The following is a 20,711-nucleotide window of genomic DNA, read 5'->3' on the forward strand; positions in this document are numbered from 1 at the left end:
GAGATGAAAAAGCGCATATTTAACATTGCTTTGAATTTTCCGGATGTACACGGTGTAGATTCGGCCATCTCTTTTGGCCCCTTTATACAATACCTGCGCCGGAAAATTAAAGAAGAGCAAACCGTAAAATCTGCCCTTTACCGCAATGCCTTAAAAGAATTTGAAAAGCAGGGAATCGATAATCAGGTTATTCCCCTGGAAGACATTTACCAGCACGAGTTACTGTTGGAGCACATGTACGCCTGTCTTTCGTCGACACTTTTAACCGAAGATTATCAGGCTTGGGGCCTTTGTGCACCTATGCAGCCCATCACTTTCTACGGAACCGGGCTGATGTATGAGCTGCTCGAACAGAAAGAAAAAGATAACAACAGTTTTGCCGGATCGAGAAGCCCCGAACAGCAGCAACAGGATCGACTGCATTTTATCTATTCTTTTATCCTGAATGAACTGTATGCTTTCCATGCTCCGTTAAAGGAAAAATATCATGCCGGAATCAATTCAGATACGGCTTTGCCAGGTTATTTTCATATTGGCGTAAACACAGATTTTATCGGGGTAAAAGCTAAGCAACCTTTGCCCGAGCTTAGTTATCGCGAACTGCAACAATATTTAAGCGATGAAGCCGGACTTGAAAAACTGCAGCAGATATTGCCTTTGTCGCTTTTCGAACTCAGGGGGATTTCGGTACTCACCATTACCGATGTTACAGCAAGGCAGGCCGTCGAAAATATTAAAGCCGTAAGGTTGAGTCGGGCTCCAGGTAATGAAGGGGTGGCTTATGCAGAAGTCATTCAATCGCTTAAAGTCCTGGTTCAAAATGCCAATATCCAGTTCGATCTTTTCCCTTTTGTAAGGGTTAACAATAAAATGGTTTATGGTTATGTAAAAGGAGGTAGTGGATTGCTTTTCTCGGTTTGGGGCGAAGAAACCTTAAGCCCCGAAGCTTTTCAGCAAATTGCAGAAGGCTACGCAGCAAACCCTAATTCCTTTTATTCGCCCGATATCTGGGCCGAAAGCAGGGAAATGTTTCCCTGGTTAGAGCGCTTTAGAGAACTTAATGTGAAATCGATGGCGCTTTTGCCAGTATTTCATAATCAGGTTTTGGTTGGGGTATTGGGCATGCATACCTGGGTCGGCGAAACTTTCGATGAAAAGAAAATCACTTTATTGGAGCAGGTATTGGCACCCATTGCCCAGTTACTTCAGGTGTATATAGATGAATTTAATCTCGAGATCGAAAACATCATTAAAGAAAAATATACGTCTATTCAACCTGCTGTACAATGGAAATTTAATGAGGCAGCCTGGCATTACCTGCACGATAGGAAAAAGAATTTGCCTCTGCGTACCGAAGATATCAGCTTTACAGCAGTTTATCCATTTTATGGAGCAATAGATATCAGAAATTCTACGACCGAAAGAAATGCCGCGAGTAAGGCTGATCTGAATCTACATCTAAGCCTGCTTCGCGATACACTCGAACAGCTCAGTAAAACTTATACCGATGCCTTACTGGTTGAAATTATTTTTAACTGCAATAAATGGAATACCATTTTGCATGGTAACGAGTTGAATACCACCGAAGAAAACAGCCTCAATATTTTCCTCAATGAAGAAACCAGCGATTATTTAAAACTCATTTCGCAATCACATCCCAATACCCAAAAGATTATCGGTCAGTATCTCGAAAGTATTTCAATTCAGGGTGGTGAGGTGTACAAGAACCGGCAGGCTTTAGAAACCTCCATGCAACTGATTAATACCGATATTAACAATTATTTCGAAGCTGAACGCGAAAAATTGCAGGAATCTTTCCCCTGTTATTTCGAAAAATTCAGAACCGATGGGGTGGAGTACGACATCTACATTGGGCAATCTATCGCTCCAGACCGGATTTTTAATCACTTTCATCTGAAAAACCTGCGTTTGTGGCAACTTTCATCAATGGCGGCAATTGCTAAAATGGTGCGGCAGCGCCAGCCTGATCTGCCTGTTAAACTGGCCACTACTCAGTTGATTTTTATTCACAATCATCCAATCGACATCAGTTTCCGAATTGATGAAAGAAAGTTTGATGTTGAAGGAGCTTACAACATCAGGTACCAGATGATTAAAAAACGGATCGATAAAGTGCTCATCCGTAATTCAGAGGAGCGGCTAACCCAGCCTGATAAACTGGCACTGATTTATTTCAATAAGCGGGATATAGACGACTACCTTCCCTTTGTAAAATACTTACAGGAAACCGGAGTATTGGGTGCAGAAACCGAAGATCTTGATTTGGAAGATCTGCAGGGATTAAGCGGATTAAAAGCACTCCGTTTAAGCATCGTGTAACGGTGATAGCAGTGCATCTTCAAGAAGTTACATTGCTTCTTTGTGGCCAATTCTTTCTGTTTATTTATATTGCGTCAGCTAACCCAAACCATTTATGCGCAAACTATTTCCGCTGTTTTTACTTTTAATTTTTACGGTAAAAGTACAGGCCCAAAACAACGAAGCCAGCCTTGTAAGCCCACTCATTAATCAATATCAGGCTGATGAGACCATGCTTAATCGCAAATACAGCCTCAAGCGGTCGGAAGAATACTTTAAGCGCATGGAACGCTTTTATGCTACGTGGCAAAAACAATTAAAGGCACTGCCATTTAATAAACTTACTGTAAACGAAAGGGTAGATTACCTCTTACTTAAGCGCGATATCCTTTCCGATGCTGCAGTTTTACAACAAAACTATGCAGATTTTAAAACCAGTATTTTTACTTTGCCTTTTGCCAATACCTTGCTCGATTTTGAAGCAAAGCGAAGGATTGGTCAGCAGCAGGATGGTAAAACAGCCCAACAGCAATTCGAACAATTGCAGGCATCAATACGCAAAACCGCAAAGGCGGTAGAAAACAATGAACTTGCTGTTAACCCTGTACAGGCTTTCTGGGCGCAGCAAACCATCAATCAATACCTTACTGTATTTACCGAAGCCTATAAATTTTACGATGGCTACGATCCACAATTCACCAAAGCTACCAAATCGGTTTATCCGGAAGTGGTTGATGCGCTGAAAGATTATGCTGCGGTATTGGGTAAAATAGCCAAACCCGCTAACGTTCAGGATGATGGAAGTGGTATTATTGGTAATCCGATAGGCAGGAATGCCTTGTTAAGCAATTTAAAGGATGAAATGATTGCCTATACACCCGAACAGATCGAAGCCATTGCCATGCGTGAGTTTGCCTGGTGCGATGCCGAAATGCTCAAAGCCTCGCAACAAATGGGTTTTGGTAATGATTGGAAAAAAGCGCTCGAAAAGGTAAAAACCGATTATCCCGAATTGGGTAAACAGCCCGAACTGGTTTATGAACTGGCTAACGAAGCCATAAATTTTGTAGAAAAAAACAAGCTGATTGCTATTCCGGCAATGGCCAAAGAAGGCTGGCGTATGCGCATGTTAAGCCCGCAGGAACAATTGTTTGCTCCGTTTTTCTTAGGTGGCGAATCGGTATTAATTGCTTACCCAACAGAAGATATGAGCGAAGAGGCCAAAATGATGACCTTGCGCGGTAATAACAGACACTTTTCAAGGGCAGTGGTTTTTCATGAACTTATTCCCGGACATAACCTGCAATATTTTATGCAAAGTCGCTATAAGCCTTATCGAAAAGTGTTTAGTACACCTTTCTGGACTGAAGGCTGGTCGCTTTACTGGGAAATGCTGCTTTGGGACCAGAATTTCCCTAAATCTCCTGAAGATAAAATCGGAATGCTTTTTTGGCGCATGCACCGTTGTGCACGCATTATTTTTTCAATGAATTATCATTTAGGAAAATGGACACCTAAGCAATGTATCGATTTTCTGGTAGATCGTGTAGGTTTTGAACGGGCCAACGCAGAGGCAGAGGTGCGTCGTTCTTTTACCGGAGGTTACGGGCCGCTTTATCAAATTGGCTATATGTTGGGCGGGCTGCAGTTCAGGGCCTTGCATAAGGAGCTTGTACAAAGTGGTAAAATGACCAACATCCAGTTTCACGATCGCATATTGCGCGAAAATAACATGCCGGTTGAAATGGTTAGAGCGCTGTTAACCAACCAGCAATTACCCGAAAATTTTAGTACGCGATGGAAATTTGCCGGTAATATTAAATAGATAAGGTGAAGCAGTAATTGGATACCATTTAAACCTGAAGTTGTGGAAAAGTTGATAAGTATTTTTACGCGTCTGTAGTTTTTGGTATGGCTATTGCAAAGGGTAAGCAACGCTTATTCAACGTTATATAGAAAAACTATGAAATTACAACTATTCAAAACGCTTCCGGTTGCATTAGCTGGATTGCTTATCGGATCGGCAGCCTCTGCACAGGAGAAGCCGGCAAGCTCAACTACTTTCAGAACATGGTCCGTTGGTGTAAATGCTGGTGTATTAACGCCGCTTTCTCCCCTGGGCGGTAAAAACGACTTTAGTAACAACAAATCTGGCTTCGGCTATGGTTTGTACATTAAAAAACAATTTACCCCTTATTTCTCTCTTCGCTTAGATGGAGTTCGCGGTAAATTAAAAGGCGATAATACCGAACCTTACGAAAGTGGTGTGGTAAACAATTCGCCTGTAAGAGCATTCGATACCCAGCTGGCTTATTCAGGAAGTTTAAATGCGGTAGTAAACATGTTTAACATCGATATGTTTAAAAAAGAGAATGTTTTGCAACTTTATGCTTCGGCTGGTGCCGGTATTGCGGGTTATAAACCTACCATTACCACTGCAGCAGGTACTTCTTTGTATGCTGGCGATAAAAACATTCAGGAGTTAATTATTCCGGTTGGTTTAGGTGCCAAATTTAAACTTTCTGATGCCGTTAACTTCGATTTAGGCTGGACAATCAATTTTGTTGATGGTGATAATTTAGATGGCTATTACAGAGGATCAAATGATAAATACAACTATGCTTACGCGGGTTTAGAGTTTGCCTTAGGTAGCGGTAAACAATTGGCTTTCCACAATCCGGTTGCTTTAACTTACGATGAAGCCGTAAAAGCAAAACAAACTGCCGATGGTTTGAGAAGCGATTTAGATGCCCAGAAAGCTGAAAATGCAAAATTACGTTCAGAAATGACCGATTTGCTTAAAGATTCTGATGGTGATGGTGTTGCCGATAAATTGGATAAATGTCCGGATACCCCTGCAGGTACTGTAGTAGATGGTTCTGGTTGTCCGTTAAAAACTCCAGAAAAAGTAGTAGAAAAAGTAATCGTAACTGAAGAAGACCGCAAGGTAGTTAACGAAGCGATTAAAAATCTTGAATTTGATTTAGGTAAAGCTACTATCCGTTCTAAATCTTATGCATCATTAAACAGAGTAGCTGCTTTATTAATTCAGAAAAACTTTAGCTTAAAATTAGCTGGTCACACTGATAACACTGGTTCAAAAGAATTGAACTTACGTTTATCGAAAGAAAGAGCTGAATCTGTTAAAGCTTATTTGGTATCACAAGGTGCAAATGCATCACGTATCGAAGCTACAGGTTATGGCATGGGTCAGCCAATTGCAAGTAATAAAACAGCAGCCGGCCGTCAGCAAAACCGCCGTGTAGAGTTTACCCTTTACTAGTCTGTTTTAAAAAATAAAAAAGAAAAGTCCCGGCTTGCGCCGGGACTTTTTTGGTTTAAAGCTTTTATTTAATCGATATGATCGTTTTCTTAATCTCGCTTAAATCGTTCATCTCAAAGTTTGGTAAATTGGGATAAAAGCGCTGGTAAATAATCTGATTATCCTTACTATCATAAACGCTGATGATTTTATCGTTAGACCGCTGTGTATAGATTACATATTTAACAGGTGTAGCCTGATTTAAAATTAAGCTATCGAGCTGTTTGTTCGGCACAAATTTTAGTTTGTAATTATAAGGTGCTGCAACAATGCCCGATTGTGGTAGCAGTGCCAGTTTCGACGAAAATTCTGTTTTAATATATTCAGGGATGTATAAAGTTTCTTTTGCCAGTTCGGGCAAGCGTATTTTATTGTAAAACTGATAATCCATTCCGCGGTTTTCTGCAGCGCTTAATCCGCCATTAATTTGCTTCAGGTAACCGCTTAAAAAGCCTGGCGACCAATTGTTGAAATGCGATTTGTTGTAAAGATTAGACAGGAGGTAGTTTTTAATGCTCTTTTTCGATCCATACTGCTGATCTTGTATTTCAACCAGGAAGTTGGTAGACCTGTCGGCAAAAAGCGTAATGGTTGCCAACACACTTTCTTCCTTTGCCCTTGGCTTTTTACCTGGTGTAATCAGTTTCAATACATATACAATGTTGGCTATGTTCGTACTATCTGTTTTTTCAGCATAACCGTCAAAATAGAAAAAAGAATAATTGGCCACCGTATCGTAGCGAGATAGTTCTTCGGGTTTAATGATTTTATAGGGTGTTACCGTCCAGACTTTTTTAATCGCCTGGTCAAATTTTTCCAGTTCTGCATAATCTGCATATTGCAGGGTAAACAAGGTGGTTGTCTTTTTAAAAATATCGAGTTTCTGACTGTTGGCAGCCGAATTACCAAAGTAAGATACCTGGCTTTTACCAATCAGCGCCCATAAAAGAAATGAGCTGAATAGGGCGAGATGCTTTGCTTTTAGCATATTAAGTCGTTTTCATTTGTGTGTTTCCATAATAAGAAAATTTTGACAATTATTTTGTTTTTTTCTATTGCATTAACAAAATACATTCGTTAGCTTTGTTATGCAAGCATAATAAATTAAGGAATGAAACAACAACAAACAATAGACTACCATGTTAAGTTTGCCTGGCAAAACATGTTTAATAAATATAATCAAATGGCATCAGGTTTTGGTATTACCCAGGCTATTGGTTATATGTTAATTAACATTAATGATGAAGAAGGTACTGCTGTTTCTAACCTGGCTGGCCTGCTTGGCGTAAAAGCCACCAGCCTCTCGCGTATGTTAAACAACATGGAAGAGGCTAATCTCATTTATCGCGAAACATCTGTTGGCGATAAACGTTCTGTAAAAGTTTTCCTGACTGATTTTGGTAAAGAAAAAAAGCAGCTGGCCAAAGGTGTTGTGCGTAAGTTTAACGAATATCTGGATGAGCACTTTACCAAAAAGGAGAAAGAAACATTCATTAATCTGTTGATCAAACTAAATGAAATCACAGTAGCCTATGCTGTTGATTAATCACATATAATCTGAGGCAAAATAAATTCACTTTGTACAGGTTTAATCAGACCTAAAGAAAAATATATAAAGTAATGAAACGAAGCATTAATAAAGTTGCTGTTTTAGGTTCGGGTATTATGGGATCGCGTATTGCATGCCATTTCGCCAATATTGGTGTAGAGGTTTTGCTGTTAGATATTGCCCCTAAAGAACTGAGTGCCGAAGAACAGGCAAAAGGATTAGCGCTGGATAACCCAGCTGTAAAAAACCGGATTGTAAATGCCGCTTTGCAAACAGCCGTTAAAACAAATCCATCGCCGGTTTACACCAAAAAAGCATTAAACAAAATTAAAACCGGAAATTTCGACGATGATATGTCGAAAATTGCCGGTTACGATTGGGTAATTGAGGTTGTGGTCGAAAATCTCGATATCAAGAAAAAAGTCTTTGAACAGGTAGAGCAATTTCGTAAACCGGGTACTTTAATTACTTCGAACACTTCGGGTATTCCTATTCATTTAATGGCCGAAGGCAGGAGCGATGATTTTAAAGCCAATTTCTGCGGAACACACTTTTTTAATCCGCCGCGTTACCTCAAATTGCTTGAAATTATCCCTACATCACATACCAAACCCGAAATCGTTGATTTCTTAATGCATTATGGCGATAAGTTTCTGGGCAAAACCACAGTATTGTGTAAAGATACCCCTGCTTTTATTGCTAACAGGGTGGGGGTATATTCCATTATGGCCTTGTTACACCTGGTAGAAAAATTGGATTTAACCGTAGAAGAAGTAGATAAATTCACCGGACCAGCTTTGGGCAGACCAAAATCGGCTACTTTCCGTACTTCGGATGTGGTAGGTTTAGATACCATGATTAAAGTAGCCAAAGGCCTTTACGATAACTGCCCTGACGATAAAGCACACGATTTGTTTAAACTTCCGGCTTATGTGCAAAAAATGGAAGAAAACAAATGGCTGGGCGATAAAACACAACAGGGTTTCTATAAAAAGACAAAAACGGCAGATGGTAAAACTGAAATTCTGGCGCTTGATTTAAAAACGCTGGAATATAAACCACAGCAAAAAGTAAAATCGGCCACTTTAGAAATGACCAAGCCGGTTGAAAACCTGCGCGAGCGCATGAAAATTTTTGCTAAAGGCAAAGATAAAGCCGGCGAATTGTTCCGCCATTCTTCTTTTGGTTTGTTTGAATATGTTTCTGACCGGATTCCGGAAATTTCTGACGAATTGTATCGTATTGATGATGCCATGCGTGCAGGTTTCGGCTGGGAGCTTGGTCCATTTGAGCTTTGGGATGCCGTAGGTGTTAAAGAAGGGCTTGAAGGCATGGAGCAATATGGAAATAAAGCTGCAGCCTGGGTACATGAAATGCTTGCTGCCGGAAATACAAGTTTCTATAAGGTAGAAAATGGCGTTAAAAAATATTATGATATCCCTTCTAAAACCTACAAAGCTTTACCGGGCACAAATGAATTTATCATTTTAGACAACCTTCGCGAAAATAAAACCATTTGGAAAAACTCTGGTGTTTCCATTATCGATTTGGGCGATGGTATCTTGAATGTAGAATTCCACACCAAAATGAATACCATTGGTGGCGATGTAATTTCGGGTATTAATAAAGCCATTGATATGGCCGAAAAAGATTACCGTGGCCTGGTTATCGGTAATGATGGTGCTAACTTCTCGGCTGGTGCCAACGTTGGGATGATTTTTATGATGGCCGTAGAGCAGGAATGGGATGAGTTGAATATGGCCATCCGCATGTTTCAGAATACATCGATGCGCATCCGTTATTCTTCAATTCCGGTGGTGGTTGCGCCACATAACCTTACATTGGGTGGTGGTTGCGAGTTTAGCTTACATGCCGATCATGTTCAGCTTTCTGCCGAAACTTACATGGGACTGGTTGAATTTGGTGTGGGTGTAATTCCTGGCGGTGGTGGTACCAAAGAGTTTGCTTTGCGTGCTTCCGATGAATACAAAGACGATCAGATTGTGCAAAATGCCTTGAAAGACCGTTTCTTAACCATTGGTATGGCTAAAGTTTCTACTTCTGGCTACGAAGCTTATGAGCTGGGTTATCTGCAAAAAGATAAGTTCTCAATCTCGATGAACCGCAACCGTTTACTGGCCGATGCAAAAGCAAAAGCAATTGAGCTAGCTGATGCTGGTTATACCAAGCCTGTTCAACGTAATGATATCAAGGTTTTAGGTAAACAAGGTTTAGGTATTGTGTATGCCGGTGCGAACAGTATGTACGCTGGTCATTATATTTCCGAACACGATAAGAAAATCTCTGAGAAACTGGGTTATGTAATGTGCGGAGGGGATTTATCTTCACCTACGGAAGTAACTGAGCAATATTTACTCGATCTGGAAAGAGAAGCATTTTTATCACTGGCTGGCGAAAGAAAATCACTCGAGCGGATTCAGAGCATTATTACGAAGGGGAAACCGTTAAGGAATTAGCGTAATCGTCATTGCGAGGTACGAAGCAATCTTTTATGAGGTTTTTTTATTGAGAGGTGCTGAAACAAGTTCAGCATGACGCTGCGAAAAAATAAAAATATAATATTGGCCTTTTGGCCATAAGAAATACTAAAAAAATGGAAGCATATATAATAGCAGGATACCGTACAGCAGTGGGTAAAGCACCCCGCGGTGTATTCCGTTTCACAAGGGCCGACGATTTAGCTGCAGAAGTAATCAGGGCTTTGGTGGCCTCGGTGCCGAATTTAGATAACGAACAAATTGATGATGTAATAGTAGGTAACGCAACCCCAGAGGCAGAGCAGGGCTTAAACATTGGCCGGATGATTTCGCTAATGGGCTTAGATACCGATAAGGTTCCGGGTGTTACTGTTAACAGGTATTGCGCATCGGGTTTAGATACCATTGCTACTGCGGTGGCTAAGATCAAAGCCGGAATGGCCGATTGTATCATTGCAGGTGGTGTAGAGGTAATGAGCGGGATGCCTTTCGGCGGCTGGAAACTGGTGCCGAATGCAGAAGTAGCTAAAAATAATCCTGATTGGTACTGGGGAATGGGCTTAACTGCCGAAGCTGTTGCCAAAGAATATAAGGTAAGTCGCGAGGACCAGGATGCATTTTCTTTAAAATCACACGAAAAAGCGGTTCACGCGATTAAAAATGGTCATTTAAAAGATGGAGTATTGCCCATTACCGTAAATGAAAATTATCTGGATGCTAACCTGAAAAAGAAAACCCGTTCTTACGTGGTGGATACAGATGAAGGGCCGCGTGCAGATACTACGCTGGATAAACTCGCCAAATTGAAGCCTGTTTTTGATGCCGTTGGTAGCGTAACAGCAGGTAATTCTTCTCAAACATCAGATGGAGCAGCCTTTGTTCTGGTGGTTTCTGAAAAGAAAATGAAAGAGTTAAACGCCGAACCCATTGCCAGGCTGGTAAGTTACGGGGTAGCAGGTGTTCCGCCACGTATTATGGGTATTGGTCCGATTGAAGCCATTCCAAAAGCGTTGAAACAGGCAGGTTTGAAAAAAGAAGATATCGATTTGATTGAATTGAATGAAGCCTTTGCTTCGCAATCGTTAGCGGTAATCAGAACCCTGGATTTAAACCCTGATGTGATTAACGTAAATGGTGGGGCAATTGCACTGGGGCATCCACTGGGCTGTACAGGCGCTAAACTTACCGTGCAAATCATGAACGAACTTAAAAGACAAAACAAAAAATACGGAATGGTAACCATGTGCGTAGGAACCGGGCAAGGCGCTGCGGGGATATTTGAATTGCTTTAATTAGTATCGAGATATGAGTATGTAGTATCAAGATTTAATAATAGGTGAATAAACCAGTTTATAAAATCATCCCGACATATTACTCAGTCACTAATACTAATCATATATGCACAATTTTAAAGAATTAAAAGTTTGGCAAAAATCAATTGATTTAGCAGTTGATGTTTACAAAGCTAGTTCGTTTTTGCCTGTTGATGAGAGATACGGTTTGATTTCTCAAATGAAAAGATGCGCTGTTTCAATATCCTCCAATATTGCTGAAGGAGCGGGTAGAGGAACCGGTGCACAGTTTAAATATTTTTTAACTATAAGTCAGGGTTCTGCTTTTGAACTGGAAACTCAGGTGATTATTTCAAATAGACTGGGATTATTGGATGATCCGCTTACTATTGATCTGATTGAAAAAACTACTGAGGTTCAAAAGATGATTTATGCCCTGGAAAGAAAATTAATTTGATGTGGGTATTAGGAGTCAGGATGTGAGTATCAAGTATCAAGATTGGATTGCATAATAGGTTTTTTTGATATAAACTTATCTTGATACTGATGTCTTGATACCTGCTACTAATGTCTTGATACTTAAATCTTGCTACTAGATACTATAACAATGGAAACAACTGAAAAAAAGACAATTAAAGGTGGCGAATTCTTAATTAAAGACACCACTTATCAGGAAGTATTTATCCCTGAAGAATTTGATGAAGAGCAGCAGATGATTGCACAAACCTGCCGCGATTTTCTCGAAGCAGAAGTTTATCCGAACTTAGATAAAATTGATAAACAGGAAGATCCGGAGTTAATGCCTTCATTGCTGACCAAGGCCGGCGAACTGGGTATTTTAGGTGTTTCAGTGCCTGAAGAATACGGTGGTTTTGGTAAGAATTTTAATACTTCCATGTTGGTTGCCGATGTGGTAGGTGCCGGTCATTCTTTTGCCGTTGCACTTTCTGCCCATACCGGCATTGGTACTCTGCCTATTCTCTACTATGGTAATGCAGAACAAAAAGCTAAATATATTCCTAAACTGGGGTCTGGCGAGTGGAAAGCAGCCTATTGTTTAACAGAACCCAATTCGGGATCTGATGCAAATTCGGGTAAAACCAAGGCTAAATTAAGCGAAGATGGCAAACATTACATCATCAATGGCCAAAAAATGTGGATCACCAATGGTGGTTTTGCCGATATTTTTATCGTTTTTGCCAAAATAGAAGATGATAAAAACCTGACCGCATTTATAGTTGAAAAGGATTTTGGTGGTATTACCATGAACCCTGAAGAACATAAAATGGGTATCAAAGGTTCATCAACCCGCCAGGTGTTTTTTAACGATTGCCCGGTACCGGTTGAGAACATGCTCAGCGATCGGGAGAATGGATTTAAAATTGCTGTAAATATTTTAAATATTGGTCGTATCAAGCTATCGGCTGCGGCAATAGGCGCTTCAAAAGCTACCTTAAATACTGCAATTAATTACTCGAACGAAAGGATTCAGTTTGATCGCCCGATTTCGAAATATGGGGCCATTCGTTTTAAAATTGCCGAAACTGCATCTAAACTCTATGCTGTTGATTCGGCAAATTACCGTGCCGGACAAAATATCGACGATACTTACGATCAATTGGTTGCCGGTGGAATGGAATCGGGTAAGGCCAGGTTGAAATCGGTTGAGCAGTTTGCCGTTGAGTGTGCCATTTTAAAGGTTTGGGGATCTGAAGCTTTAGATTATGCCGTAGATGAAGGCGTGCAGATTTATGGTGGTATGGGTTTCTCTGCCGATGCACCAATGGACAGGGCCTATCGCGATGCCCGTATTAATCGCATTTTCGAAGGTACAAACGAAATTAACCGTTTGCTTACCGTTGATATGATGTTAAAACGTGCCATGAAAGGAGAGCTCGATCTGATGACTCCGGCTACTGCGGTTGCCGCCGAGTTGATGAGTATCCCTGATTTTGGTGAAGAAGATACCACATTGTTCGCTGCAGAGAAAAAAGTATTGGCTAATCTGAAAAAAGCAACCTTAATGGTGGCTGGTGCCGCGGTGCAAAAGCTCATGATGACTTTAAGCAAGGAGCAGGAAATTTTAATGAACATTGCGGACATGGCCAGTTACGTGTATGTAGCCGAATCAGCATTGCTGAGAACCGAAAAACTGGTTGCCATGCGTGGCGAAGCCGCAGTTGCAGGTCAGCTGGATTTACTGCGCATTTACCTGGTTGAAGCGGTTGATGGTATTGCCAAAGCAGGAAAAGAAGCCTTATGGGCTTTTGCCGAAGGCGATGAGTTGCGTATGATGCAGGTAGGTTTACGCCGTTTTACCAAAATGGAACCGTTTAATGTTAAAGATGCCCGTCAAAGGGTAGCGCAACAATTAATCGAAGCTAATAAGTATATCTTTTAAGGTAGAGGGTTAGCAGGTTGAGGGTTTAAGGGTTAGGTGTATTAAGCACTTGACCTTTTTTTATTTTGGCGATTTCGTTACCTCGTCATTGCGAAGAGGAACGACAGCCTGCCCCGACTTTCGGGGAAGCAATCTTACAGAATGATTATGGCAAACGCATTAGGATTGCTCCAACCAATTGAAATTGACTTGGCAATATAATTCAATAGCAAAAAACGACCGTAATAACTCCAATGTTTTGGTTAATAATTGCAGCATCCACATTAAAGTTTTACTTTCGCTGCATGATTAAACTTAGATTGCTTACCGTACTCTTTTGCTGCCTAGTAGCCATTTCAGCCTGTAAAAAAGACGAAGATCCCGAAAAGCAGATTGCCGAATTTATCCAGAAGAACAATATCAATGCAACCAAAGATGCGTCAGGATTATATTACCAGATCATTAAACCAGGCACAGGTTCTTTTACTTATCCGGCCAATACCAAAATTACCATTAAATACGAAGGCCGCTTATTAGACGGAAGTGTTTTCGATAACGGTGGTGGTAAAGCACAAACTTTTAATCTGGCCGAATTAATTCAAGGCTGGCAAATCGGGATTCCGAAAATTCAAAAAGGGGGCGAAATCAGGTTAATTGTGCCACCGGGTTTAGGTTATGGAAGCAGCGCTGTAGGGCCAATACCGGGTAATTCGGTTCTCGATTTTACCATTCAACTTTCCGACACCCAGTAAGGGCAGGGCGCTATTTGTTAAAATTGGTTAAAAATTGTAGCATCCGTATTAAAAGCTTATTTTTGCGGAATGGCTAAGTTTAAATATATTATCCTATTAGTTTGTATTACAGCATGCTTCGCAGCTTGTAAAAAGAACACACCGGTAGACGATTATGATCCGCTACCGCAGTTTAAGTCTGATACAACAGCAATTAGTGCTTTTGTGAAAACCAATAATATTCCAGCTGTAAAAGATGGCTATGGTATTTTTTACCAGATTATTGAACCAGGCTCGGGAAGTATAACCTATACCGCTTCTACCAAAATTACTGCCGATTACGAAGGGCGTCTTTTAAACGGAACCATTTTCGATAGCACCAAAGGGACACCTACTTCGTTTTTACTCGGAAATGTAATTGCTGGCTGGCAGATCGGTATCCAGCGGATACAAAAAGGAGGCAAAATCAGGTTGATTATCCCTTCTTATTATGCTTATGGAACGCAGTCGCCTTCAAGTTCCGTTCCGGCAAATGCAGTACTCGATTTTACAATAACACTTACAGACGTACAATAATAAATGAACAAATTTACTCAACTTAGCCTATTTACGCTTTTGCTGGCTACAGTGATTTTCAGCTCGTGTAAAAAAGAGTATGAGTCTATCCAAAGTATAGATGATGCAGCTATTCAGGCTTACCTGAAAAAGAATAATTTAAGCTTTGAGAAAGACACCAGCGGCTACTATTATAAAGTTACTACTGATGGAACAGGAGATGTAATTAAAAATTCTGATTCAGTATATTATTCTTACACTTTTAAGACTTTATCTGGACAGTTGTTAAATCAAACATCAAATGTCATGATTCCTGGTACTTTTTTAGGTTATACAGATCGGTTTACAATTAACAATGTATCTTATGTATTTAAACCGATAAGAGAAGTGCTGACTAAGCTAAAAAGAGGTGGTAAAGCAACGTTAATTATGCCTTCTAGTATGGCTTTTGGTAAAAATGGAATAAGTTTTTTGAACATTGGATCTAATGAGAATATCCTCGTTGATTTAGGAATATATACAGAATCGAAAGTTCATCAAATTGACGAATTGGAGATTAACAATTTCTTATCGGCTAATTCATTAACCGCAATAAAAGATCCTTCAAGAATACGTTATATCATTACGCAACAGGGAACTGGCGATCAGGTACTGGCATCAAGTACACTGTCGGTTAACTATACAGGTAGATTATTGAGCGGAACTATTTTTGATCAAACCAATGGCACAGCTGTTTCTATCGAATTAGCAAATGCGATAAAAGGCTGGGGTATTTTAACAAATTTCAAGGCGGGAACAAAAATCAGGTTATTTATTCCATCTGATTTAGGTTACGGGCAATTAGGAAATGGTACTATCCCAGGCAATGCCGTTCTGGATTTCGATATCGAAATTGTAAGCGTTACGAATTAGCCAAAGCTTCTTTAAAAACTTTTAAAACTCTTTCCCTTGCAAAAGTATGCTCAACTATTGGTTGGGCATATTTTTTTGTGCCAAACTCTAGTACCCATTTTTTAATATATTCCAGCTTCGGATCGAATTTTTTGGTTTGCAGTTCAGGGTTAAATACCCTGAAATACGGAGCCGCATCGTTACCTGAGCCAGCTGCCCACTGCCAGCCACCTACATTACTGGCCATTTCGTAGTCTAAAAGCTTTTCGGCAAAATAAGTTTCGCCCCAGCGCCAGTCGATGAGCAGGTGTTTGGTTAAGAAGCTTGCCACTACCATCCGCACGCGGTTATGCATCCAGCCCGTTTGGTTCAATTGCCGCATGCCTGCATCAACAATAGGGTAGCCCGTATTGCCTTCGCACCAAGCCTTAAATTCGCTTTCGTTATTGCGCCATTTAATCTTATCGTATTGTTTTTTAAAAGAATCGGCAGCCGAATAGGGGAAATGCCAGAGTATACTCATGTAAAACTCACGCCAGGCCAGCTCAGAAAGCCAGATATTCGATTTTGCTTCAATGGCATCACGTACCGCCTTACGGATGCTTAAGGTACCAAAACGTAAATGTAAACCAATATGCGTAGTACCATCCAAAGCAGGAAAGTCGCGCTCTTTCGCATAACTATCCAGTTTACTTTTGTAGCTGAGCTTTGGAAAGCTAAGCTTACTTTTTTCAAAGCCCATTTCCTTTAACGAAGGCAAGGGCAGATCCTTACAAGGCAACAGATTTTTATAATACTTTTGAGTAGGGTAGGCTTTGGTATAAAAAGGGTTTAATTTGGCATGCCATTGTTTGTAAAAGGGCGTAAAAACAGTGTAGGGTGTTTTATCTGCTTTTAAAATCTCACCTTTTTCAAAAATAACCTGGTCTTTGTAGGTTTTAAAGGCAATTTTCTCGCTGGTTAAAAATTCGGCCATGTTATCGTCGCGTTCGCGGGCATAAGGCTCATAATCGTGGTTGGTGTAAACAGCAGCTACTTCATAATCACCTAAAATTTCGGACCAGATTTTTTCGGGTTTACCGTATTTAACCAAAAGGTCTGAATCGTGTTTTTGCAGCTCCTTTTTTAAATCTGCTATCGTTTGGTAAATAAAGGTTACGCGGGCATCGTCTTCAGGCAGTTTGTCGAGAATGTTTTTATCGAAAATAAAGAGGGGTAAAACCGGGTGACCACTTTTTAACGCGTGGTAAAATCCGGCATTATCGGTTAAACGTAAATCGCGGCGGAACCAAAAGATGGAAATAGCTTTCTTCATATAAAAAGGATGATGCTCAAAGGTAATAACAGCAAACTACAATGCTGGTTTATTTTTTACGCCTTTTATTTCGAAATACTTATTCCAGGCAGGCTATTGTGCTTCGGTTTCCGCCATTCCCAGGGCGGTGTGGGGCTAGCATCACTCCATAAGCCTACCTTATTTTTGCGGGCAGTTATTTCCAGTTGAGCATACAATTGATCTGTAGAATATTTTTTGTAGTGCCAGGCCATACCCTGCTTAATCATTTCCTGGTTTACCACCTGTTTTTTAGTATTGACTACCACAGCAATTAACCTGCGGTAGCGGTCGTACTTTTCGGCGTAAACCGTTACATTTTGCCCGAAACATAAATCTGATAAAGCTTTTTTGGCGTTGTTGCCAAAGGGTTGCCTGCCCCTCTTCTCCGGACAATCTATATGCGCTAAACGTATCTTGGTTGGTGTTTGCTGGTACAGGATTTCCATGGTATCGCCATCCATAATCCGGATTACCTTTGCTGTAAAAATACGTTTCTTTAAATCAGGTGCTTTTGCATAAACGCCCTGCTGACTGACAAAAACCGGATGTAAACATAAAATAAAACCCAGTAAAATTAATCTTCCCATCCACACAATGTTTTTCCGTCGGCTTTAGCCTTTTCCAATGTTATTTTTAAAATTTTATGCTGGCAGGTGCTCAGCCCTTTGCAGTTTTCTTTGAGGTGATATTTTTTGACACCGCTGCTGTTGCAAATATACACCGTTGTAGATTCGGTACAAGTGGTGTTGGCAAAAAAGAAGAAGATGATTTGCAAACTATTGCAGGGACTATTCAACTAGTTCTTTTTTAGTGTATTGTCTTAAATTTAGCTTCCACTGTGATATGATTGTCTGCTTGCATCGGAGGTATTCTTACCACTATCAATTGTTAGTATGCCAGCAAGCTATGTTTGACTGCAAGTATCGTATGTTTGGTCGCCAGTGGCAATTGTTAGTGTGTTAGCTTCGTATGTTTGCCTGCATCTGACGTTTGGTCAGCCTCCAGCTCGATATGTTTAGGGGCAACTGACGTTTGGTCAGGGTGTTAAGTGGTATGTTTTGATGCCAGTAGCTTATGTTTGCTTTTAACCGGTTGGTATATTTTGTGGCTGGTGGTTAGATTAGGGGGAGCGGTAAGTGATGACATATGGTTGTTATCACTCCGTGTTATCGGTGCTTCCGTGGCTGAAATTGGTGGTAAAGTTAAGAGATGCTTCGTTGCACTCAGCATGACAGCAACGGATATTATTATTCTGTGTTTTCAGTGCCTCCGTGGCTAAAATCAACAGGTTAACGCCCGTAAAGTGCCTTCAGTGCCTCATCCAGATGCGTAAACCTGAATTTAAAACCTGCATCCAGAATTTTCTGTGCAGAAGTATTACTACTCATTAAAACCGCCTCCGTGCGTTCGCCCAATAAGAGGTTTAAAGCCGCTTTAGGCACATGAATTGGCCAGAAGGGGCGATGCAGCTGTTTGGCCAGGGCTTTGGTAAGCGCTTTGTTCGTAACCGGAAAAGGCGCACAGGCATTGTAGTTCCCTTCCATTTTTGGGTTTTCGATGGCTTCGATATACATTTCAACCATATCATCAATGTGCAGCCATGGCGTCCATTGTTTTCCGCTATCCAAAGCAGCACCGGCAAATAACTTAACGGGTTGGGCGAGCTGTGGCAATGCACCACCCTTAGTGCTCAACACAATACCCGTGCGCAATTTAACAATGCGCAGGCTTAGTTTTTTGCCTTCATCTACCGCATCTTCCCAAAGCTTACAGCATTCGGCTAAAAAGCCATAGCCATTTGCACTTTCTTCTGTGAGAATTTCATCGCCGCAATCGCCGTAATAGCCCACGGCAGATGAGGAAATAAAAGATTTGATTTGGTGGCTGGCTGCTGATTTTATGGTGTTAAAAAGGAGCTCGGTCGATTTTACCCGGCTATCGATAATCTGTTTCTTGCGTTCGGGAGTCCACTTTTTATCGGCCACCGCCTCGCCGGCTAAATGCACCACCGCATCTACACCAGCTATACAAGAGGCATCAATCGTTCCCCCGTAAACATCCCAGGTAAAATTATGGGCATCTTTGCTGCTTTTTCGCGAAAGTGTATTTACCTCATAACCCCTGCTTAACAGCTGCTTTTTTAGTGCTGTGCCAACAAGTCCCGTAGCGCCCGTAATCAGTATTTTCTTTGCCATGTTTTTAAAACACCAAAGATACAAAAGGGTTTTTTGCATGGAGATTAAAACGAGATTAAAAGGCTGATGATCCTTTTGTTACCTGTTTGTAAAGAATTGTTTAAGGGTTTGATGAAGTGGAAAAATAAAATAAATTTGTAAACGCGTTCTTATACTCCTTTTCGATAAAAGATGTCCAAAAAAATTTTAGTCTGGTTTAGAAACGATCTTCGCTTACATGATAATGAAATGTTGGTCGAAGCGATTGCTAAATCCGATTCGATTTTGCCCGTTTATATTTTAGATCACCGCTTGTTTGGCGAAACCAAATACGGTACCCTGAAAACCGGCAACATTAGGGCGCAGTTCATTTTAGAAAGCGTTTTAGGCTTACGCAACTCCTTAAAACAAATTGGCGGCAATTTGCTTATTGCTGCAGGTAACCCCGAAGATATTATTCCGCAACTGGTGCAGGAATACGAAATTACCGAAGTGTACCACCACCGCGAGGTAGCACGCGAAGAAACGCATGTATCCACATTGGTCGAAAATGCCCTGTGGAAGCTGCGCATCAATCTTAAGCATTTTATTGGCCATACCTTATATAATAAAGAAGATTTACCTTTTCCGATCAAAGATATCCCCGACGCGTTTAACCAGTTTAAAAAGAAAATTGAGCGCGATTCGATTATCAAACCCTGCTTTGCCGCACCCGATCGCATTAATGTGGCCGAAGTAATTGATTGGGGTACCCTGCCGTCACTGGCCGAGCTGAATCTTTCGGCGCCTGAAAAAGACCAGCGTGCTGACTTTGAGTTTACCGGTGGTGAAACCGAAGGTTTGGTGCATTTGCAAAAGGTTATTGTGGCCATGCAGCAGGCTGCTACCACCAAGAATTTAATTTTAGCCTCTAAACTATCGGCATGGCTGGCTATGGGCAGTTTATCGCCCCGTAAAGTATACTGGGAAATTAAAAAAATGGAAGGTGTACCCAATACCAAGGCCATGTTTAACCATATTTTATTAGGCTTGTTGTGGAGAGATTATTTCCGTTTCATGTTTAAGAAATATGGCAATACTTTTTTCCATCCGGATGGGTTTGGAAGTCAGGGTTTGGTTGATGTGGCAAACGAACAGGAGAACTTTAATAAATGGCGTAACGGGCAAACTGGTTTTGCGGTAGTTGATGCGGTAATGACGGAGTTAAACCAAACCGGTTTTATTTCGAACATTGCCCGCCAAACGGCAGCCCTTTATCTGATTAATAATTTGGAGGTAAGCTGGGTTTTAGGCGCCGCTTATTTTGAAGAAAAACTGATCGATTACAATCCGGCAAGTAACTGGGGGAATTGGGCCAATGTTGCAGGCGTAGGTAACGATCAGAAATCGAAAAGTGTTTTCGATTTGGATAAAAACATTAAAAATCTCGATCCAAAAGGTAATTATGCCACCACTTGGGCATCATAGTTGTGAGAAGAGGAGCATTGGTTTTTTGGTGGATTGAATGACTTAGTGTATTTCTTTAACCAATGATTAGGGTTCAGGATATATCTTTCAATAAATCAATTATTAAAAATTCAGTTATTCTTATTTTTAATGTGGTTTTTTGCCAAAAATGTAAGGTAAAATTCTAATTTTGTAATGCTTATAGTAAATAGTTAATA

The 20,711-nt window shown here is 40.7% G+C and carries 17 protein-coding genes; 13 read left to right on the forward strand and 4 right to left on the reverse strand.

The features are described from left to right. Positions 1 to 3 precede the first annotated feature (3 nt). The 3 genes from BLR37_RS05320 to BLR37_RS05330 all read left to right on the forward strand — a co-directional run bounded on the left by BLR37_RS05320 (position 4) and on the right by BLR37_RS05330 (position 5,602). Complete coding sequence (locus BLR37_RS05320) at positions 4 to 2,340, forward strand: GAF domain-containing protein (protein ID WP_090765559.1); 2,337 nt, start codon at positions 4 to 6, stop codon at positions 2,338 to 2,340. Positions 2,341 to 2,434: 94 nt separating this feature from the next. Continuing rightward, entirely contained in the window at positions 2,435 to 4,144 is a 1,710-nt protein-coding gene (locus BLR37_RS05325; protein WP_090765562.1) for a DUF885 family protein, read from the forward strand. 138 nt (positions 4,145 to 4,282) lie between these two features. Continuing rightward, the gene (locus BLR37_RS05330) at positions 4,283 to 5,602 is read left to right on the forward strand and encodes a DUF6089 family protein (RefSeq protein WP_090765565.1); all 1,320 of its coding nucleotides are present in this window, start codon (positions 4,283 to 4,285) and stop codon (positions 5,600 to 5,602) included. A 64-nt stretch (positions 5,603 to 5,666) separates the two neighbouring features. Here the strand turns inward: BLR37_RS05330 and BLR37_RS05335 are convergent, their stop codons facing one another. Next, positions 5,667 to 6,629, reverse strand: coding sequence for a hypothetical protein (locus BLR37_RS05335; RefSeq protein WP_090765570.1), 963 nt, complete (start codon positions 6,627 to 6,629; stop codon positions 5,667 to 5,669). Positions 6,630 to 6,752: 123 nt separating this feature from the next. On the opposite strand from BLR37_RS05335, the gene BLR37_RS05340 reads away from it, so the two are divergent. From BLR37_RS05340 to BLR37_RS05375, 8 genes are all read left to right on the forward strand, one after another. After that, positions 6,753 to 7,187, forward strand: a complete 435-nt coding sequence (locus BLR37_RS05340; RefSeq protein WP_090765574.1) for a MarR family winged helix-turn-helix transcriptional regulator — start codon at positions 6,753 to 6,755, stop codon at positions 7,185 to 7,187. Between the two features lie 74 nt (positions 7,188 to 7,261). After that, a complete protein-coding gene (locus BLR37_RS05345) occupies positions 7,262 to 9,667 on the forward strand; it encodes a 3-hydroxyacyl-CoA dehydrogenase/enoyl-CoA hydratase family protein (RefSeq protein ID WP_090765577.1) in 2,406 nt (801 codons plus the stop codon). 137 nt (positions 9,668 to 9,804) lie between these two features. After that, complete coding sequence (locus BLR37_RS05350) at positions 9,805 to 10,980, forward strand: acetyl-CoA C-acyltransferase (RefSeq protein ID WP_090765580.1); 1,176 nt, start codon at positions 9,805 to 9,807, stop codon at positions 10,978 to 10,980. 106 nt (positions 10,981 to 11,086) lie between these two features. After that, positions 11,087 to 11,437 (forward strand): four helix bundle protein, encoded by a 351-nt coding sequence (locus tag BLR37_RS05355; RefSeq protein ID WP_039471539.1) that lies wholly within the window; start codon positions 11,087 to 11,089, stop codon positions 11,435 to 11,437. A 150-nt stretch (positions 11,438 to 11,587) separates the two neighbouring features. After that, positions 11,588 to 13,381 (forward strand): acyl-CoA dehydrogenase family protein, encoded by a 1,794-nt coding sequence (locus BLR37_RS05360; RefSeq protein ID WP_090765583.1) that lies wholly within the window; start codon positions 11,588 to 11,590, stop codon positions 13,379 to 13,381. Positions 13,382 to 13,665: 284 nt separating this feature from the next. Next, positions 13,666 to 14,112 (forward strand): FKBP-type peptidyl-prolyl cis-trans isomerase, encoded by a 447-nt coding sequence (locus BLR37_RS05365; protein WP_090765586.1) that lies wholly within the window; start codon positions 13,666 to 13,668, stop codon positions 14,110 to 14,112. Between the two features lie 69 nt (positions 14,113 to 14,181). Next, the gene (locus BLR37_RS05370) at positions 14,182 to 14,667 is read left to right on the forward strand and encodes an FKBP-type peptidyl-prolyl cis-trans isomerase (RefSeq protein WP_090765589.1); all 486 of its coding nucleotides are present in this window, start codon (positions 14,182 to 14,184) and stop codon (positions 14,665 to 14,667) included. Between the two features lie 3 nt (positions 14,668 to 14,670). Next, positions 14,671 to 15,558, forward strand: a complete 888-nt coding sequence (locus BLR37_RS05375) for an FKBP-type peptidyl-prolyl cis-trans isomerase (protein WP_090765592.1) — start codon at positions 14,671 to 14,673, stop codon at positions 15,556 to 15,558. On the opposite strand, the gene BLR37_RS05380 is transcribed toward BLR37_RS05375, so the two are convergent. Together BLR37_RS05380 and BLR37_RS05385 are read right to left on the reverse strand one after the other, a co-directional pair. Further along, a complete protein-coding gene (locus tag BLR37_RS05380) occupies positions 15,548 to 16,852 on the reverse strand; it encodes a cryptochrome/photolyase family protein (protein WP_090765595.1) in 1,305 nt (434 codons plus the stop codon). The genes BLR37_RS05375 and BLR37_RS05380 overlap by 11 nt on opposite strands. A 65-nt stretch (positions 16,853 to 16,917) precedes the next feature. Further along, complete coding sequence (locus BLR37_RS05385; RefSeq protein ID WP_090765598.1) at positions 16,918 to 17,460, reverse strand: thermonuclease family protein; 543 nt, start codon at positions 17,458 to 17,460, stop codon at positions 16,918 to 16,920. A 56-nt stretch (positions 17,461 to 17,516) separates the two neighbouring features. Between BLR37_RS05385 and BLR37_RS25270 the strand changes: the two genes are divergently transcribed. Beyond that, a complete protein-coding gene (locus BLR37_RS25270; RefSeq protein ID WP_167356552.1) occupies positions 17,517 to 17,684 on the forward strand; it encodes a hypothetical protein in 168 nt (55 codons plus the stop codon). 478 nt (positions 17,685 to 18,162) lie between these two features. On the opposite strand, the gene BLR37_RS05395 is transcribed toward BLR37_RS25270, so the two are convergent. Continuing rightward, on the reverse strand, positions 18,163 to 19,068 hold the full coding sequence (locus BLR37_RS05395; RefSeq protein WP_090766523.1) for a TIGR01777 family oxidoreductase: 906 nt from the start codon (positions 19,066 to 19,068) through the stop codon (positions 18,163 to 18,165). 171 nt (positions 19,069 to 19,239) lie between these two features. Here BLR37_RS05395 and BLR37_RS05400 point away from each other — a divergent pair, with 171 nt between their 5' ends. Then, positions 19,240 to 20,514, forward strand: a complete 1,275-nt coding sequence (locus BLR37_RS05400; RefSeq protein WP_090765601.1) for a DASH family cryptochrome — start codon at positions 19,240 to 19,242, stop codon at positions 20,512 to 20,514. Positions 20,515 to 20,711 lie beyond the last annotated feature (197 nt).

The sequence above is a fragment of the Pedobacter soli genome (assembly GCF_900101435.1).
Lineage (GTDB): Bacteria > Bacteroidota > Bacteroidia > Sphingobacteriales > Sphingobacteriaceae > Pedobacter > Pedobacter soli.

Bases quoted from the DNA above. Each gene is read 5' to 3' on its own strand.
- BLR37_RS25270 (WP_167356552.1), top strand. From the start codon at position 17,517: ATGCTGGCAGGTGCTCAGCCCTTTGCAGTTTTCTTTGAGGTGATATTT.
- BLR37_RS05365 (WP_090765586.1), top strand. From the start codon at position 13,666: ATGATTAAACTTAGATTGCTTACCGTACTCTTTTGCTGCCTAGTAGCC.
- BLR37_RS05345 (WP_090765577.1), top strand. From the start codon at position 7,262: ATGAAACGAAGCATTAATAAAGTTGCTGTTTTAGGTTCGGGTATTATG.
- BLR37_RS05395 (WP_090766523.1), bottom strand. From the start codon at position 19,068: ATGGCAAAGAAAATACTGATTACGGGCGCTACGGGACTTGTTGGCACA.
- BLR37_RS05350 (WP_090765580.1), top strand. From the start codon at position 9,805: ATGGAAGCATATATAATAGCAGGATACCGTACAGCAGTGGGTAAAGCA.
- BLR37_RS05375 (WP_090765592.1), top strand. From the start codon at position 14,671: ATGAACAAATTTACTCAACTTAGCCTATTTACGCTTTTGCTGGCTACA.
- BLR37_RS05320 (WP_090765559.1), top strand. From the start codon at position 4: ATGAAAAAGCGCATATTTAACATTGCTTTGAATTTTCCGGATGTACAC.
- BLR37_RS05335 (WP_090765570.1), bottom strand. From the start codon at position 6,629: ATGCTAAAAGCAAAGCATCTCGCCCTATTCAGCTCATTTCTTTTATGG.
- BLR37_RS05380 (WP_090765595.1), bottom strand. From the start codon at position 16,852: ATGAAGAAAGCTATTTCCATCTTTTGGTTCCGCCGCGATTTACGTTTA.
- BLR37_RS05360 (WP_090765583.1), top strand. From the start codon at position 11,588: ATGGAAACAACTGAAAAAAAGACAATTAAAGGTGGCGAATTCTTAATT.
- BLR37_RS05340 (WP_090765574.1), top strand. From the start codon at position 6,753: ATGAAACAACAACAAACAATAGACTACCATGTTAAGTTTGCCTGGCAA.
- BLR37_RS05355 (WP_039471539.1), top strand. From the start codon at position 11,087: ATGCACAATTTTAAAGAATTAAAAGTTTGGCAAAAATCAATTGATTTA.
- BLR37_RS05400 (WP_090765601.1), top strand. From the start codon at position 19,240: ATGTCCAAAAAAATTTTAGTCTGGTTTAGAAACGATCTTCGCTTACAT.
- BLR37_RS05370 (WP_090765589.1), top strand. From the start codon at position 14,182: ATGGCTAAGTTTAAATATATTATCCTATTAGTTTGTATTACAGCATGC.
- BLR37_RS05325 (WP_090765562.1), top strand. From the start codon at position 2,435: ATGCGCAAACTATTTCCGCTGTTTTTACTTTTAATTTTTACGGTAAAA.
- BLR37_RS05330 (WP_090765565.1), top strand. From the start codon at position 4,283: ATGAAATTACAACTATTCAAAACGCTTCCGGTTGCATTAGCTGGATTG.
- BLR37_RS05385 (WP_090765598.1), bottom strand. From the start codon at position 17,460: ATGGGAAGATTAATTTTACTGGGTTTTATTTTATGTTTACATCCGGTT.